The organism is Neomicrococcus lactis (assembly GCF_014200305.1).
Lineage (GTDB): Bacteria > Actinomycetota > Actinomycetes > Actinomycetales > Micrococcaceae > Neomicrococcus > Neomicrococcus lactis.
On sequence record NZ_JACHBL010000001.1, the window covers coordinates 2439794 to 2455526 of the forward strand.

The 15733-nt window shown below is 58.4% G+C and carries 16 protein-coding genes; 7 read left to right on the forward strand and 9 right to left on the reverse strand.

What is annotated here, in order from left to right:
- Nucleotides 1–87: 87 nt before the first annotated feature.
- Nucleotides 88–678, reverse strand: coding sequence for a TetR/AcrR family transcriptional regulator (locus BKA12_RS11060; protein WP_183643782.1), 591 nt, complete (start codon nt 676–678; stop codon nt 88–90).
- Nucleotides 679–807: 129 nt separating this feature from the next.
- Here BKA12_RS11060 and BKA12_RS11065 point away from each other — a divergent pair, with 129 nt between their 5' ends.
- Both BKA12_RS11065 and BKA12_RS11070 read left to right on the forward strand, forming a co-directional pair.
- Nucleotides 808–1824, forward strand: a complete 1017-nt coding sequence (locus tag BKA12_RS11065) for an NADP-dependent oxidoreductase (protein WP_183643785.1) — start codon at nt 808–810, stop codon at nt 1822–1824.
- Between the two features lie 296 nt (nt 1825–2120).
- Entirely contained in the window at nt 2121–3281 is a 1161-nt protein-coding gene (locus tag BKA12_RS11070) for an NAD(P)-dependent malic enzyme (protein WP_183643787.1), read from the forward strand.
- Between the two features lie 104 nt (nt 3282–3385).
- On the opposite strand, the gene BKA12_RS11075 is transcribed toward BKA12_RS11070, so the two are convergent.
- Complete coding sequence (locus BKA12_RS11075) at nt 3386–4063, reverse strand: class I SAM-dependent methyltransferase (protein WP_183643790.1); 678 nt, start codon at nt 4061–4063, stop codon at nt 3386–3388.
- Nucleotides 4064–4300: 237 nt separating this feature from the next.
- On the opposite strand from BKA12_RS11075, the gene BKA12_RS11080 reads away from it, so the two are divergent.
- Nucleotides 4301–5359 carry a ferredoxin reductase gene (locus tag BKA12_RS11080; RefSeq protein ID WP_183643793.1) on the forward strand — a complete coding sequence of 353 codons (1059 nt, stop codon included), beginning with the start codon at nt 4301–4303 and terminating at the stop codon, nt 5357–5359.
- A 12-nt stretch (nt 5360–5371) separates the two neighbouring features.
- Nucleotides 5372–6565, forward strand: coding sequence for a fatty acid desaturase family protein (locus tag BKA12_RS11085; RefSeq protein WP_183643796.1), 1194 nt, complete (start codon nt 5372–5374; stop codon nt 6563–6565).
- Between the two features lie 3 nt (nt 6566–6568).
- On the opposite strand, the gene BKA12_RS11090 is transcribed toward BKA12_RS11085, so the two are convergent.
- Nucleotides 6569–6865, reverse strand: a complete 297-nt coding sequence (locus BKA12_RS11090) for a hypothetical protein (protein ID WP_183643799.1) — start codon at nt 6863–6865, stop codon at nt 6569–6571.
- Between the two features lie 319 nt (nt 6866–7184).
- On the opposite strand from BKA12_RS11090, the gene BKA12_RS11095 reads away from it, so the two are divergent.
- A complete protein-coding gene (locus tag BKA12_RS11095) occupies nt 7185–8039 on the forward strand; it encodes a DUF308 domain-containing protein (protein ID WP_246361682.1) in 855 nt (284 codons plus the stop codon).
- A gap of 73 nt (nt 8040–8112) precedes the next feature.
- On the opposite strand, the gene BKA12_RS11100 is transcribed toward BKA12_RS11095, so the two are convergent.
- On the reverse strand, nt 8113–8724 hold the full coding sequence (locus BKA12_RS11100; protein WP_183643803.1) for a HutD/Ves family protein: 612 nt from the start codon (nt 8722–8724) through the stop codon (nt 8113–8115).
- An 83-nt stretch (nt 8725–8807) separates the two neighbouring features.
- Here BKA12_RS11100 and BKA12_RS11105 point away from each other — a divergent pair, with 83 nt between their 5' ends.
- Nucleotides 8808–9653: an SDR family NAD(P)-dependent oxidoreductase gene (locus BKA12_RS11105; protein ID WP_183643805.1), complete on the forward strand. Its 846-nt coding sequence runs from the start codon at nt 8808–8810 to the stop codon at nt 9651–9653.
- 15 nt (nt 9654–9668) lie between these two features.
- On the opposite strand, the gene BKA12_RS11110 is transcribed toward BKA12_RS11105, so the two are convergent.
- The 5 genes from BKA12_RS11110 to BKA12_RS11130 all read right to left on the reverse strand — a co-directional run bounded on the left by BKA12_RS11110 (nt 9669) and on the right by BKA12_RS11130 (nt 15038).
- Entirely contained in the window at nt 9669–10139 is a 471-nt protein-coding gene (locus BKA12_RS11110) for an SRPBCC family protein (protein WP_183643808.1), read from the reverse strand.
- 26 nt (nt 10140–10165) lie between these two features.
- Nucleotides 10166–11173 carry an SH3 domain-containing protein gene (locus tag BKA12_RS11115; RefSeq protein WP_183643812.1) on the reverse strand — a complete coding sequence of 336 codons (1008 nt, stop codon included), beginning with the start codon at nt 11171–11173 and terminating at the stop codon, nt 10166–10168.
- Between the two features lie 336 nt (nt 11174–11509).
- On the reverse strand, nt 11510–11776 hold the full coding sequence (locus BKA12_RS11120) for a GlsB/YeaQ/YmgE family stress response membrane protein (protein WP_183643814.1): 267 nt from the start codon (nt 11774–11776) through the stop codon (nt 11510–11512).
- Between the two features lie 279 nt (nt 11777–12055).
- Nucleotides 12056–13576, reverse strand: a complete 1521-nt coding sequence (gene putP, locus BKA12_RS11125; protein ID WP_183643817.1) for a sodium/proline symporter PutP — start codon at nt 13574–13576, stop codon at nt 12056–12058.
- Nucleotides 13577–13640: 64 nt separating this feature from the next.
- Nucleotides 13641–15038 (reverse strand): MFS transporter, encoded by a 1398-nt coding sequence (locus tag BKA12_RS11130; protein ID WP_183643820.1) that lies wholly within the window; start codon nt 15036–15038, stop codon nt 13641–13643.
- 93 nt (nt 15039–15131) lie between these two features.
- On the opposite strand from BKA12_RS11130, the gene BKA12_RS11135 reads away from it, so the two are divergent.
- Nucleotides 15132–15728 (forward strand): acyl-CoA thioesterase, encoded by a 597-nt coding sequence (locus tag BKA12_RS11135; RefSeq protein WP_183643823.1) that lies wholly within the window; start codon nt 15132–15134, stop codon nt 15726–15728.
- Nucleotides 15729–15733: the final 5 nt, after the last annotated feature.

Below are 15733 nucleotides of genomic sequence, written 5' to 3' on the forward strand. Positions count from 1 at the left end.
TGCTCCATGGCCAAAGCATATACCCACTAGGGGTATATGAGGAAGGGTAATTCTCATCATGACACAATGTGACGAAGGGCGCCCCAATTAGCTCGAAGGGTTCGTTTCGATGACCCGAAGCGCCGTCTCTAGATTCTGCACCGCGAGGTCCTTGCTGACCCGGACCAGGGCGAACGCCGAGATCACGAGCGCCGTGATGGATTCACTCTTGAGGGAAACATCGGCAGGGGAGATCCCGGGATAATGCGCCGCGACGCCGCGAGAAAAAGCGGACCCCAGCTCGGATCGGTAATCGGCGATGACCTGAGCAACATGAGCGTCTTTGGCGATCGGAGAGCCGGCCGTATTGACCAGGAGACAACCGTTCGAGGCAGTCCGAGGTGTCAACTCGGCGAACGTCTCCCGAAGATCCCGGAGATACGCCTCAAGAGCACCGGGTTCAACAACATCACCTGTCAGTGGCTGAATGCGCGGCCGAACCACTTCGTTCAGGTAGCTCTCCACGGCTGCTTCGAAAAGTCCCAGCTTGGATCCAAAGCTGTTGTAGATGCTGGATCGACTCAGCCCGGTAGCCGCTTCCAGGTCCGGAATTGCTGCGCCCTCGTAGCCTAGGGACCAAAAGACGGCGCGGGCAGCCCTGGCCACGTCGTGACGGTCAAACGATGCTGTGCGTGCCAAGTTTCCTCTTCTCACGGAATGATCCCAGCATAATCTGGAATACTCGTTACAGAAAGATTGTTGACGTAACCGAAGCCAGCGTCGTCGTACTTAATGACCCCGCGCAACGGACTAACGCAAGGAAACCGCATGAGCACCACCACCAGCACGCAAATCCAGCTCGCCTCCCGCCCCACCGGCTGGCCAACGCACGACAATTTCCAGACCGTGCAGCTCACCTACGAGGCCCCGAAGCCGGGTCAGGTGCGCGTGCGCAACGAGTTCGTTTCCGTGGATCCGTACATGCGCGGCCGCATGAACGACGTCCGCAGCTACACCCCGCCATTCCAGCTGGGAGAGCGCATCACGGGCGGCGCTGTGGGCCGCGTCGTTGAATCCGCCGCCGAGGAATTGCCCGTGGGCACCGTAGTCCTTCACCAGCACGGTTGGAGCGACTTCATCCAGGACGACGCCGCCACCTTCCGCGCCATTCCAGAGGTTCCGGGAGTGCCACTTTCGTTGAACCTGCACATTCTGGGCATGACCGGCATGACCGCTTACGTTGGTCTCACGGCGATCGCTGGACTCAAGGAAGGCGACACCGTCTTCGTATCCGGCGCTGCAGGCTCCGTGGGAACCGCCGTGGGCCAGATTGCGAAGCTGCTTGGCGCAAGCCGCGTCATTGGTTCCGCAGGTAGCGCGGAAAAGGTTGCGTTGCTGACGGAGAAATACGGGTACGATGCCGCTTTCAACTACAAGGACGGCGACGTTCGCGGACAGCTCGCCGAAGCGGCGCCCAACGGCATTGACGTTTTCTTCGACAACGTGGGTGGCGATCACCTCGAAGCTGCGCTCGCAGCGTTCAACGACGGCGGCCGCGCAGCTTTGTGCGGAGCGATCTCGGCTTACAACGAAACTTCTGCAGTGCCGGGCCCGAACAACATGAGCAACATCATCACCCGTGCACTCACGCTCAAAGGCTTCACCTTGGGCTCCTACCTGCACCTCGCGCCTGAATTCCAGGCCAAGATGGGCGAGTGGTTCCCTGCGGGCAAGATCTCCTACGACGAGACCATTGTTGATGGCATCGAGAACACCGTGGACGCGTTCTTGGACATGATGCGCGGTGCGAACACCGGCAAAATGTTGGTGCGCGTCACGAAGTAGCTTGATCGAATAACCGCTCGGTGAAACGGCCGTCGTCAAGTGACTTCTCTTCACAAAATGATGGCGGCCGCAAACTGTGACGCAATAAATATCCGGAATCGGGTTACCGCAAAAGGGTCTTTTATAGTTAGACGGCAGATTGCTGCCATCGCAGTGTGATCTGAATCTAGCGCAAGCTCCGTGCACCCTCGGACTGTTCGCGCACGTCGTTATGGCATTACCGGCCCAATCCGCCGTTGTCTCTTGTTGTTAGCCATAACCTCTTGCCCCCACAATTTCCGAAGGAACATACCCTCATGGCTCAGCCCATCATCATTAATGACGAAGAAATCTTTGAGTATCACCAAGGCGGAAAGCTCAACGCCACCCCCAAAGCCAAGCTCGAAACCAAGCGCGACCTATCCATCGCTTACACCCCGGGCGTAGCGCAGGTTTCCCGCGCCATCGCGAAGGATGAAAGCCTCGCCAAGGAATACACCTGGGCTAGCCGCCTTGTGGCCGTGATTTCCGATGGCTCCGCTGTTTTGGGCCTCGGCAACATTGGACCGCGCGCCTCCTTGCCGGTTATGGAAGGCAAGAGCGTGCTCTTCAAAGAGTTCGGTGACCTGAACTCGATCCCTATTGTCATCAACCAGTCTGATGTTGATCAGATGGTGGAGACCATCATTCAGATTGCACCGTCCTTCGGTGCCATCAACCTCGAAGACATCGCTGCGCCGAAGTGCTTCGAAGTGGAAGAGCGCCTCATCGAGGCACTCGACATCCCTGTGATGCATGACGACCAGCACGGCACCGCCGTCGTAGTCTTGGCCGCCCTCATCAACGCAGCCAAGGTGACCGGCCGCGAGCTGGAAGATGTGAAGATCGTGGTCTCCGGCGCTGGTGCCGCAGGCGTAGCCATCACCAAGACCCTGCTCACCGCGGGCGTCAAGAACATTGTGGTGTGCGATTCCAAGGGCATCATTTCCGCATCCCGCGAGGATCTGCACTCCTCTAAGCAAGAGCTGGTTGAGGTCACGAACCCGAACAACCTCTCCGGCGGAATCGACGTCGCGTTGGTGGGTGCCGACTTGTTCGTCGGTGTTTCCGCAGCGAAGGTTCCGGAAGAGTACATCGCCACGATGGCCGAGAATTCCATGGTCTTCGCGATGGCTAACCCGGACCCAGAAGTGGATCCAGAGGTGGCCGCGAAGTACGCAGCTGTGGTGGCAACGGGCCGCTCTGACTACCCGAACCAGATCAACAACGTCTTGGCCTTCCCGGGCATCTTCAAGGGTGCTCTGGACGCTGGCGCACGCCGTATCACTCCGGAAATGCGCGTAGCAGCCGCTCACGCTATCGCCGAATTGGTGGGCGACGATCTCGCGACGGACCGCATTGTTCCGAACGCACTGGACCCACGCGTTGCTCCAGCTGTGGCCGAAGCCGTGGCTGCTGCATCCAAGGTCAACGCCTAAGTAGCGGCAACTGAGCGCTCGGCCTCGAGCGTTACTCAAGCAAAAGCCCGCCTCCAGGCTGAATCCGTTTCACACGGACCAGCGATGGGGCGGGCTTCGCTTACTTAAGCAACGCGCTTCGCAAGGACCACAGTGTCGTCGAGCCGCGTCGTCGTACCGTCTGGCATTTGAGCGGAACGCTCGCGAAGTTCAACCGTGAGCACTTCCCACTTCGCAGGATCCAAGTTCAGGGCCGCGAGATCGCTTTCCGGGGTGGGGAATTTGGGGCCGTGAGAGTGGCCCGCCTGTCCGTCTCCGTGATGGTGCTCGTCGGCGTGTGCGTGTTCGGACCATGGTGGGGGAGCAGCATGTGCGACGACCAGGATGTGGCCGCCGGGAGCGACGAACTGCGTGGCGCGCTCGAGGATGGCATCGCGTGGAATCTCGATGGGCCACGAGAGCAAGAATGAGGCGGTGACCAGGTCAAAGCGCTCCTCGGTGGACCATTCGGTGAGGTCACCGGCTTCGAAATGGAAGCGCTCGGCGGGAATTCCGGCGGCAAGTGCGGCCTCGCTGGCGCGCTGGGTAGCGGTGGTGGAAAGGTCTACGCCCGTGACGCTCCAGCCATTCTGGGCGAGCCAGATGGCGTCGCCACCCTCGCCGCAGCCTAGATCCAGGGCGGTGCCGGGAGTCAGGTTTCTTGCGACGTCTTTCAGGACCGCATTGACGCGGCCGGACCAAATCTGGTCCGCGCTCGAATAGCGGTCTTCCCAGAACTCTTGAAGGTCAGATGTTTCTTTCATGCCTCAAGTGTCCGGCATGGATTGTCAAAAGTGCGCAAATCATGAGCATTTTCAGTGAGGAAGCGGCGCGCAATCACGCCAACAGTGCTCGGGACTTGTAGAGCGGCGGTGAAATGGCCTCAGGGATGCTGACTGTTAGCTGGACGTTGCCGGTGCGCCGCCTAGCAGTATCAAGTCTGAGGGATGAATGCCCGTCATGGAGCAAAAAGCATCCTCAAATCGACCTACACTTAGAGAATGAAACGGCTAAGGCCTTTGGCGCAGGCCGCGTCTATTGCAATTCATCCACTCGGCGTCGAGGAACTCTTCGGACTCTTCGATCCAGTGTTTTCGCGTCGCCAATTGCGCGGCGTAGTTACTGAAGTAGTACGCGAGACCCCGCAAAGCGCAACCATCTATTTTCGCCCCGGCTACGGCTGGCGCACTCACAAGGCCGGCCAATGGGCCCGTATCGGCGTAGAAATCAACGGTGTCCGTCACTGGCGCTCCTACTCGATTAGCTCCGCTCCCGGCCAACACCCATCCGTTACCGTGACGGACATCGGCGAAGTGTCTAGCACGCTGGTCCACAACACTCGCGTTGGCGATGTGCTGTTCTTGGCACCGGCTCAAGGCGAATTCACGCTTCCCGAAGAAGCCCGACCACTCCTGATGATGACGGCCGGCAGTGGCATCACACCCGTCATGTCCATGATTCGCACGCTCATTCCGCATCAAAAAACTGCGGACGTGGTGCTGATCCATTCGGCACGCACCGAAGAGGACAGCCTCTTCGTGGACGAATTGCGCGCACTTTCTGCGAAATTCCCCGGCCTTCGGTTGGTGGAAAACTTCACGGCTGAGAGCGGGCGCTTCGATATGAGCACCCCGGCGCAGTTGGATGCAGTCTGTCCAGATTGGCGAACGCGGGCAGCTTACGTCTGCGGACCGGAAGGATTTGTGTCCGACGCCGAAGCCTTGTGGACACGGTCCGGCACCGGAGCGGCGGGGCTCACCATAGAGAGATTTCATACTGACCTCAACGCTGGCGAACCCGGAGCTGGCGGTCTGGTGACGTTCGAACTGTCTGACAAAGAAGTGGAAGCCGACGGCGAATCAACGCTTCTTGAAATCGGCGAGGACGCCGGAATTTTGATGCCTAGCGGTTGCCGCATGGGCATCTGCCACAGCTGTTTGACCCCTTTGCGGGCCGGACAAGTCAGGGATCTGCGCACCGGTGAGGTGCACGGCGAACCCGGAGAATTAATACAGACATGCGTTTCGGCTGCGGCCGGTAGCGTGAATCTAGGCCTCTAAAAAGGAGCAACCATGAACCCACTAGCTACCTTGCAGAAAAAACCAACACCTCCGCGCATCGACACCACGTCCCATGCGCCACAGCGTGACAAGCGTGAATCGCGTCCAGGACTCTTGGCGGATAAGGGCTCACCAGCAGTGCGCCCACCGGCGGCTGCGCACTTGAGCGACGAGCAAGTTGCCGAGCTCTGCAAAGAGCTGGATACCATCAAGAGTGACATCTTGAAGAAGCGCGGCACCGAGGATGCGAAGTACATTCGCCGTGTCATCCGACTTCAGCGATACCTCGAGGTCCTGGGCCGCGGCGCCTTGATCCTCGATGGAAAGAACAAGGCGGTTTGGGTCGCCGCAACGGCAGCTCTGGCTTCTGCCAAGATCATTGAAAACATGGAGATCGGCCACAACGTTCTTCACGGTCAGTGGGACTGGATGCGCGATCCCGACATTCACTCCACCACGTGGCAGTGGGACTTCGCGACCCCAGCTCGCTCTTGGCAGCACACCCACAACGACCTTCACCACCGCTGGACCAATGTCCTCGGCAAGGACAAGGACGTGGGATTCAACCTCTTGCGGATGGATCCTGCTCAAGAGTGGAAGCCCGTCAACCTCCTCAACCCGGTCTTCAACATGGTTCTGGCACCCTTCTTCGAATGGGGAATCGCCATCTATGACTTGGAGATCGACCTCTACTTGGATGGCACCAAGCCCAAGGAGGTCTTCATGGATGACCTCAAAGCATTTGCCAAGTCAGGCGTCAGTCAGATCGCCAAGGACTTCGTGGTGACCCCCGGTCTGGCTCTTGCCACCGGCGCTCATAAGGAAGCGTTCTTGGGTACGGCCACCGCGAACCTCATCCGCAATCTCTGGGCACACTCGGTCATCTTCTGTGGCCACTTCCCGGACGGCACGGAAACGTTCACGGACGAAATGGTGGACGGCGAAGCCCGCGGTGACTGGTATATCCGCCAAATGTTGGGATCCTCCAACATCTCCGGCTCCAAGTTCTTGCACTTCATGACTGGCAATCTGTCTCACCAGGTGGAGCACCACTTGTTCCCAGACTTGCCATCGAGCCGCTACGGCGAGATCGCGCCAAAGGTCAAAGAAATCTGCGAACGTTACGGCCTCCCATACAACACGGGCCCGCTCTACAAGCAGGTTGGATCCGCGTGGGGCAAGGTCTTCCGCTTGGCTCTTCCCTGATCTCTAGCGGGTCAGCAGAAAGCTCACCATGAAGCCTGCATAGAGCGCTAACGCTGTGTAGGCGGTGACTTTCCGGATTTTCGCGGTGCCATTCACTTGGATCAGGGCGAACGTGATGGCCAGCAAGAACCAGCAGGCCGAGTGCGAGTATCGCAAGAGGAATTGCAGTAACGGTCCCGTCGTGGGCCGGTACTCAGGGACGACGAACAGATACAGCACGCCGATCCCGAAGCTCAGCACGGCAGCCACTGCGCTGAGCAGGGTTCGATGTTCTGCCCAAAAGCGCCGGAGCGATTCCATGATTCAAGTATGAATCACTTCGGGATACTTCGGAAGTGACAGCTAGTCCCGAAGTGTATGAAGAGCCGAAACGCATCAGTGAGCGTCAAATGGTGCGCTAGTTGCCAGAGTGATCCATTTCATATCGAGACCAAAGTCCGCTGACTTCGGTTGAATAATCAATCAATCGCGAACATACACAGCGTGCTGACGTTTTTATGACTTTCGGCTGTGGGAAAAATATGCATCCCTGATAGAGTTATAGAGGGTTTGAAGGCATATCATTTAAGATTATCTCCAGGCCCTTCATCTCTCGAAACACTCGTAGCTTGGGGAAATAATGAGCAACACCGTAATTCCCGGCACGGAATCTGCTGATAATACGCAGTCACCCGTTCCACCCGTAAATCAGAAGCCAAAGGCTGCCAAGAACAAGATTGGCCTGATTGCCCTTATCGTAGCCGTTCTCGGTTTTATCTTCTCTTGCATTCCAGGAGTGCTGGGCCTCGGTTGGTTCCTGCTTTTCGTTGGTTTTGTATTGGGTATTGTTGCCCTGTTCCAGCGAGACAAGGCTAAGGGCCTAGGTGTTGCGGCGATCATCGTTTCGATCGTCGGCACCATCGTCGGAATCATTGTTTTCATGGCTGTTATGGCGAATGCAGTGAGCGACGCATTCGGTGGAACCGAATCAAAGGTTTCCTCCCCTGAGTCGAGTGCAGCCGCTGGCGCATCGTCTACTGCTGAGGCTCCTGCAAATGACGCAGGCGAGACCGGAACGCGTGAAAACCCAGCCGCTTTGGGCTCGACTGTCGAGAGCGACGACTGGGCAGTAAAGATCAACTCTGTTTCCTTGGATGCTAATGCGGCGGTTGCGAAGGAAAACCAATTCAATGAGAAGCCGGACAAGGGTTCGGTTTACATCATGATTAACTACACCACCACCTACAAGGGTGACGACGCAGATGGTCAGATGCCCGCAATGGTTGGCGTGGATTACGTAACTGCAGGTGGCGAAACTTTCGATGGCACCGAAAAGATGGTGACTGCTCCAAAGCAGATTGACAGCACCAAGGTTCTCTACAAGGGTGCTTCGACCACGGGTAACACGGTTATCCAGGTACCAACCCCGGTTGACGGCGTCATTGCTGTTCGCCCAGGCATGCTGGCAGACAAGGTCTTTGTTGCTGTGAAGTAACTCTTGTAACCACAAGGAAAGTGGCGGGAAGCGTTTCGATGCGTCCCGCCACTTCTTTTTTGGTCGCTGGAATTTAGGGAAGATCGAAAGACACCACAGCCATGAATCCGCGGCCGGTGACGCGAGGCGAATCGTCTTCACCGCCCACCACGGTGTCGCGGACTTCGAGCCTGTGATCGGCCCCGGCGTAGGACATCGTTGCAGCACCTTGGAGGAGCACCCCAAACTGGGCTGCGAAGAGGTGCTGTTCCATTTTCTTGGACAACTCCACAATGCGGACGCTGGCCCGCGCTACGCCCGTGCGGGCAAAGACATTGAGTGCTAGAACATCGCCCGTCGGCAGGGTCGCTACGGTCGCGGCGCCGCCGGCAAACTTGAGTGGGCGGTACAGCTCCACGGGATGCGTCTCGCCATCAATGGTCAGCTCCAGCAACTCGCCGACGATGACCGTCAACGTGCGCTCAAAGTCCGGATAAGGCGTGAAGTCGCCGGCGCCCTCGATGGATGCCACGCTAAGTCGCCAGTCGAAGTCAGTGGCGCCCGCGCCAGTTGCTTCCAACGTGCCTTCGGGTTGCATTGAACCCGAAGCGATCACGCGAACATCCCCTTGACCCCAGGACTTCTTGGGGCTCGAAGCAAGGGAAATGACGGAGCCTGTGGTCAGTGACGCGGGTGAAGAAGTCATGAGTCGAGCATAGTTCGGAAACTTCCTCTGATAACTGCTCTCCGCGTCTAGATTCGTAGGTTACCTCCGGGTAACTTTAGGGCATGACTACAACTTTGGAGTCCGTTCGCGGGCTGACGGTCCTCATTACGGGCGCCGCGCTGGGAATGGGCAAGATCTATGCGCACAAGGCGGTCCTTGAAGGCGCAAAGCGCGTGATTCTCTGGGACGTCAACGCCGAGAACCTAGAGCAGGCCGCCACCGAACTGCGCACCCTCGCCGCCGGATCCACCAACGAAACCGTCATCGAACCGCAGCTCGTGGACGTTTCGCGAGCCAGCGTCGTCGTACAGGCAGCGCAAGAAGTCCTCGCCAACGGCACCCCGGATGTCCTCATCAACAATGCGGGAATTGTGCGCGGCAAGCCGTTCGCGGAGCACACGCATCAGGACATTGACCTGACCCTGAACATCAACGCGAGCGCCCCCATGCACATCACGCTCGAGTTCCTCGCCGCCATGAGCGAGGGCACGCAACCGCGCCGCATCATGAATATCGCGTCCGCGGCAGCCTTCGTGAGCAATCCGCGCATGAGCGTTTACGCGGCGAGCAAGGCGGCGGCGCTGGGGTGGTCGGATACGTTGCGCCTCGAGCTACAGGCAAGCGAGAGCAATATCGCTGTCACCACCGTTTGCCCGTTCTACACCACCACGGGCATGTTTGATGGCGCTAAGCCGGCCCGCCTCACCAAGCTGCTCTCACCGGAACAAGTCACGGATGCCGCTTGGAAAGCAATGCTCAAGGGCACGCCGATTCTGGTGATTCCAAAGATGACCAACGCGGCGCGAGCACTGCGTGGAACGCTCCCCACGGCCGCGTGGGATTACCTCGCCGAGAACGCATTCGGGGTCTATTCTACGATGAAAGCGTTCAAGGGCCGCACGCCCTAACAGCCCAGCAGAAAATTACTGACGGTAAGCGCGCGCTTGGTCCTCGAGTCCTGGGATCATGCGCGCGTTTCGTTCGAAGTTGGCAGCGAACGGCTTGCCGTTGGTCTCGGCGAACACCTTTGCGCCCAATCCCGTAAGGGTCACGGTCTGCGTGAGTTGCGTGCCAGCAGGCACAGCCTCGAGATCCCAACGAACTGTCATGCCGCCACCGGGCTGCGGCTGACGCCACTCAAAGGCGCGCTCCAACCGGAACTCCGTCACCACGGCTGGGGGAGCGGTAGCGGAGTGCACAGCGCCCATGAACGGTGGCTGCGGGACGAAATCTAAGCGGTCACCGGGCACCAAGCGGCGTCCGGACTTCTCTTGACGCTCCAGCTTGGACACCGCAGGGTTCCACGCCGGAAGGACCTCGGGCGTAGCGATGACTTCCCAGACATCGGCCATCGCAACCGGCAGGGTGACTACAGAAGAATGGGACCAACTCATGTCTCTAGATTACCGTTCCGGCCCTATCAGCACGGCAAACTTTGCGGGATGTAGAACGGAGATGTCAGGACCGCGCCCGCGTTGTCGTAGCCGCGGAATGGGCGGCAAACTCCCAATCCTCGCTCGGCCAGTCCGGCCTTGATTTGCCGTAGCGAATCGGGGCTAAATCCGTACCACTGCATATGCATGAGCACTGTGGAGCCGGCGCGCGCCATGTGCACCGCGTTGTAAATGGTGGCGGTCTTGGATTTGTTCTCCCAGTCGCGGGTATCCACGTCCCAGAACCACTGATACATGCCCTTGAGTGCGTAGGCGGAATTGACCGTAGTGTTCACCGCACCAAATGGTGGCCGCCCTATATTCGTGGCGACACCCGGCGAGCTGAGTTCGCGAAGGATGCCGGAGGTGCTGAGCCTCGTGAGTTCGGCGTGGGTGACGGAGTGGTTAATGACGTAGTGCCCACGCGCCCGTGCGCGGGACGCCAGATCAATACCGTACTTGGACTTGAAGCTGGAAAGGCACGTGCCGGACGGGGCGAGGACCAAGCCAATCCCGTTGTCTCGCGCGTAGATCGTAGCGTTATCGAACGAGGTGAGGGTGGAAGGGCAGTCGTCGAAGGTCAGGACCACCCGCGGGGTGCGGTTTGGTCCGGCGTACTTGTTCACGTACGGCGAGGCGCCAATGTTTTGGATGTACGAAGCGCTGACCCATCCCCAGTGGACGCCGTACTTCACGTGGTACCAGCCGGTGGTGGGGTGTTTGTAGTAGAGATTGACTGTGGTTCCGGCCGGAATGGAGGTCAGGATCGAGTAGTACGCGCTGGGTCCCGAGCGGACATTGAGGTTCGCGGAGGTGGTACCTAGGCTCAAATACGTGGTGGCGCCCGCGGGCAGCGCGGCGGCGAACATCGTGTTGAGGGTGCTAGGGGTCTGCGCGGTGGCGTTCATTGAGGACGATGCCGCAGCTTGAGTTCCGCTCTTCACTTCGGCTGCGGATTGGGCTTGCGCGCCGCTGCTGAGGGCGGTCGTTGCCATCAGCACGCCAGCGAGGCTGGCGGCGCAACGAATTGAAAGGTTTCTCTTAAAGCTGGACATTACTTCCCCCGAATGTCACTTGTCTTTTTGCTTGAAAACTCAATAGTTATACGAGGGATTTTCCATGCGATGCATTAACCCTCCGCTATGAGTGTGCGCTTCTGTGGGGCACTTAGCAAGAGCAAAAGGGTCACGTTTGGGGGAAAGTTTGGTGTCGTTTTGGCAAAGAAAAAGGAGCGCTTTCGCTAATGCGAAAGCGCTCCCGTCGTGCCCAATCCTCTAACCGAGGAGAAACACCATGTTCTTCGTCAAGCCGTTGGCCTGCTTACGCAGTCCTTAGGCGCGGCTGCGGCCCTTGGTTACAAAGCCCCAGATCACAAGAACGATCAAAGAACCAACGATGGCGAGAAGCCACGTGGAGATTGACCAGAACTCGTTGATGTTGACGTTGAAGAGTGCAGAACCGATCCAGCCGCCGAGGATTGCTCCAACGACGCCGAGGATCAAGGTCATGAGCCAGCCGCCGCCCTGGTTGCCGGGCATGATTGCCTTAGCGATGGCTCCTGCGATAAGTCCTAGTACGATCCAACCGATAAAACCCATTGTGTATTGCCTCCCTGACTAACACGTCCACCGAAGTGGACTCTTTTTGGTTTCATCTGGATGCGAGGGGCGAGTGATCATGCCTTGTGGGCAGTGACCGTAGGTCTCGTTCCAGACATATAACAATTTTACACTACTTAATAAATTTGCGCGCAAGTTGATCTTGAGTTGGCACTCACCAAAATAGGGAATAAAGCGGCTTGAAGAATCTTTCAACCAGCTTCCATTCCCGAGATGTAATGTCCAAGTGCCTTTCAAGACGCTCCGACTAGGCGGATCTTAAGCGGAAAAGGTTCCGCCTGCAGAGTGGCGTTTCATCTCATTGAACTCACGCTCAATAACCGGATGATGCTTCTGCGTCAGAAGGGAAACCACCACACCGAAGATGGTTGCAATGACGAAGCCGGGGACGATTTCGTAGAGGGTCTTGCTGAGCGCCTCATTGGTGCCCCAAATGAACACGATGATCGCGCCGCTCACCATGGCTGCCAGTGCACCCCAAGAGGTGAACTTCTTCCAGTAGAGCGAGAGAATGATGACCGGTCCAAAGGCTGCACCGAATCCGGCCCACGCGAAGGAGACCAGCTTCAGGATGCTGGAGGACGGATCAAGCGCCAGAATGCCGGCGATGATTGCCACGACCAGCACGCCAATACGGCCCAAGATCACGTTGGTGCGGTCAGAGGACTTGCGTCCCATGATGCCGTAGAGGTCCTCCACAAGCGCCGAAGAGCAGACGATCAGCTGCGAAGCGATGGTGGACATGATGGCTGCAAGAACAGCGGCGAGTACCAGGCCTGCCACGAAGGGGTGGAAGAGGATCTGGGACATGCGCAAGAACACCGTCTCTGGATCTTCCAGAGTCTCTGGGTACTTGTGGAACCACGCGACACCAATGAGCGCGGTGGCAATGGCGCCAACGGCGGTCAGAACCATCCAGGCAATACCGATGCGGCGTCCGGCCTTGGCGTCCGCAGGTGAGCGAAGGGCCATGAAACGAACGATGATGTGCGGCTGGCCGAAGTAGCCCAAGCCCCAAGCGCAAGCAGAGATGATGCCAAGAGCGGTGCCGCCGAAGAGTAGTGACGTGCGGTGCAGTTCCCTGCTGGGGTCAGCGGCGTTTGCGGCTGCATCGGCAAGGTTGATGTTGTTGATGACTTCGCCTACGCCACCCATGGAGATGACAGCGACCACCGGAACGGCAACAAGAGCGGCCAGCATCAACAGGCCCTGAGCCACGTCAGTCAGCGATGCGCCCAAGAAGCCGCCAAACAAGGTGTAGAGAAGGGTGATGCCAGAAACCAGCACCATGCCCCAGAAGTACGGAGCACTGAAGGTGGACTCAAAGAACTTGCCGCCAGCCACCATGCCGGAAGATACGTAGAAGGTAAAGAACACCAAAATGATGACGCCTGCGATGATGCGTAGCACGCGAGTGGAGTCTTTGAAGCGGTTCTCGAGGAAGCTCGGGACGGTAATGGAGTTGTTGGAAATCTCCGTGTAGGAGCGCAAGCGCGGTGCTACGAACTTCCAGTTGAGCCACGCGCCGATGGTCAGACCGATTGCGATCCAACCTTCTACAAGGCCCGCCAGGTAGATAGCGCCGGGGAGGCCCATGAGCAGCCAGCCGGACATATCCGAAGCGCCGGCGGAGATAGCCGCAACGCCAGGCTTGAGGTCTCGCCCCGCCAACATGTAGTCGTCAAGGTTGCTGGTTTTGCGGTAAGCGTAGTAGCCAATGCCAAGCATGGCTGCGAAGTACAGTCCTACCGCGAGGAGCTGAAAATTTGTATCAGACATGCCTGACACTATGCCAAGAAAGGGCCCTTAATGCTTCCTTTTGGCCAGAAAGATTGCTATTTTTTCACCGTTTTTCTTGGTAGGTGCCCTTTAGATCATGGGTCGAAGCCAGATCGGATGCGCCCGTGACTGCTGTGGCGTCGGCGCCAAGAGTCACGCCCACGCCGCCGTGACCAATCACGGTGTCTTCGCGCTCGTCACTCTCCGGTGGGGCGTCGTTGAGTGGGTGGCGAATTTCGTCGTCGTACATTTTGCCCGCAAGCCAAGCGATCACCGCAATTACAGGGGAAACCACCCCGGCAATAATGAAAATGACCGGAATAGGAATGACATGGGAGAGCGGGCCCGCAAGCGCCATGGAGACTGGCAAGAGTGCGAGCGAAACGAAGAAGTCCAGGCTCGAAACGCGGCCCATCATGTGCGGCGGAACGCGGCGCTGCAAAAGCGTTCCCCAAATGACCTGGCCAATTCCGCCTGTGATTCCCAGCACAACGAACAGTGCGGACATGATCCAGAACTGATAGATGTAGCCCACGGCGGCCAGCGGCAGGGAGCCGAATCCCCACACTGCGAGCATGAGCGTGAGGTAGCGGCGAGGCAAGCGCAGGGACGCGGTGCCGAGTGAACCGATCGCCGCGCCGATGCCGTAAGACGCCAAAAGGAAACCGAACATCGAGGCGTCGCCGAGGAGCTGATCCGTCACCACGAACGGCAAGAGCACCTCGATAGGCCCCATCATCGACAGCACCGATATGACCGCGAAGAGCAACGTCCAGAGCAGCCACGGCGTCTTGACCGTGTAGTTCACGCCTTCCTTGAGGTCCTCGAGGACGGAAGGGCGTGTTTCGTTGGCCGCGAGGTGGGCGTCGTACTCAGCCTTGTGGGGGAGCTGGAACAAGATGATGACCGCGATCAGATGGCAGATCACAATGCCGGCCACCGCAATCGCGGGCGAATAGGCGGCCACAATCATGCCAGCTACGGCTGGACCAGCGGCCTGCTGCAAGACGGGACGGAACGTGCCCTCCATGCCGTTGGCCGCGAGCAAATCCTCGGGCGGAAGCATTTTGGGGAGCAGCGCCGAATACGAAGGGAAGAAGAATGCGGCACCGGCGCCGTGAATGAAGCCGGCGATCGCGAGGTGCCAAATGGCAATTGTTCCCGTGAGCGCGAGTGTGGAAACGGTGGCCATCACCAGGAGCGAGGCGAATTCCACCGCTATGATGATCTTTCGCTTCGAGAGCCGGTCGGCGGCGATGCCGCCCGCGAGCACGAGCAGCACAATGCCGAGGCTCGTGGCGGTCGCGACAACGGAGAGTTCTACCGGTCCGCCGCCCAAAGTTTTCACTTGGTACACCATGGCCACGGCCCACATGCCTTGGCCGAAAACGCTTGCGATCAACGCTGTGACCAGCACTCGGTAATCGTGGTGAGCAAATGGCCGCAGAGCGCGCGGAGCCATGGGGGACCTCCTCTTTCACCTGAAAGTGTGAATGAGTGATTGAGATTTGTCAATCTGTTTCGGGTATCGGGAACTACTCGATACTCTGCGTCTATGCATTTGCTCTTGCGAACCCTCTTGCTCCTGATCACTTCACGCAAGCGATCCAAGGTCTCCGTCTTTGACGAAACCTCGCTGCCACTGCGCGCGCTCGTGACGGATATCGACATCGCGATGATCGTGAACAACGGCATGTACTTGTCTTTGTGCGACCTCGGTCGCTTCGACCTCATGGTTCGCTCCGGCGGCTGGGATGTGATGCGCGACAAGGGCTGGACGCCCGTAGTCCAGGCCGAAACCATCACGTTCCGCAAGTCCATTCGCTTACACCAAAAGTTCACGCTCGAGACCAGGATCATCGGCGTAGATGAGAAATGCATCTACTTCGAGCAGCGCTTCGTCTCCGACGGCGAACTCTACGTTCGCGCCTTCATGGCAACCCGCATCATCAGCAAAAACGGTCCCGTGGAGATGGACGAGATCTTCGAAGCGATGGGCGTTGAAGTTCCTGCTGACTTGGTGCTTCCCGAGTTCTTGCACTCGTGGCGCGAGCAAACAGCATTGCCGTCTGCGCGCAAGCCAGCCCCTCATTCGTGGGCTGACTCGCACCTTGGCAAATACTTGCCGTCGCCGCTGCGCTCGGGCGAATAGCCCCT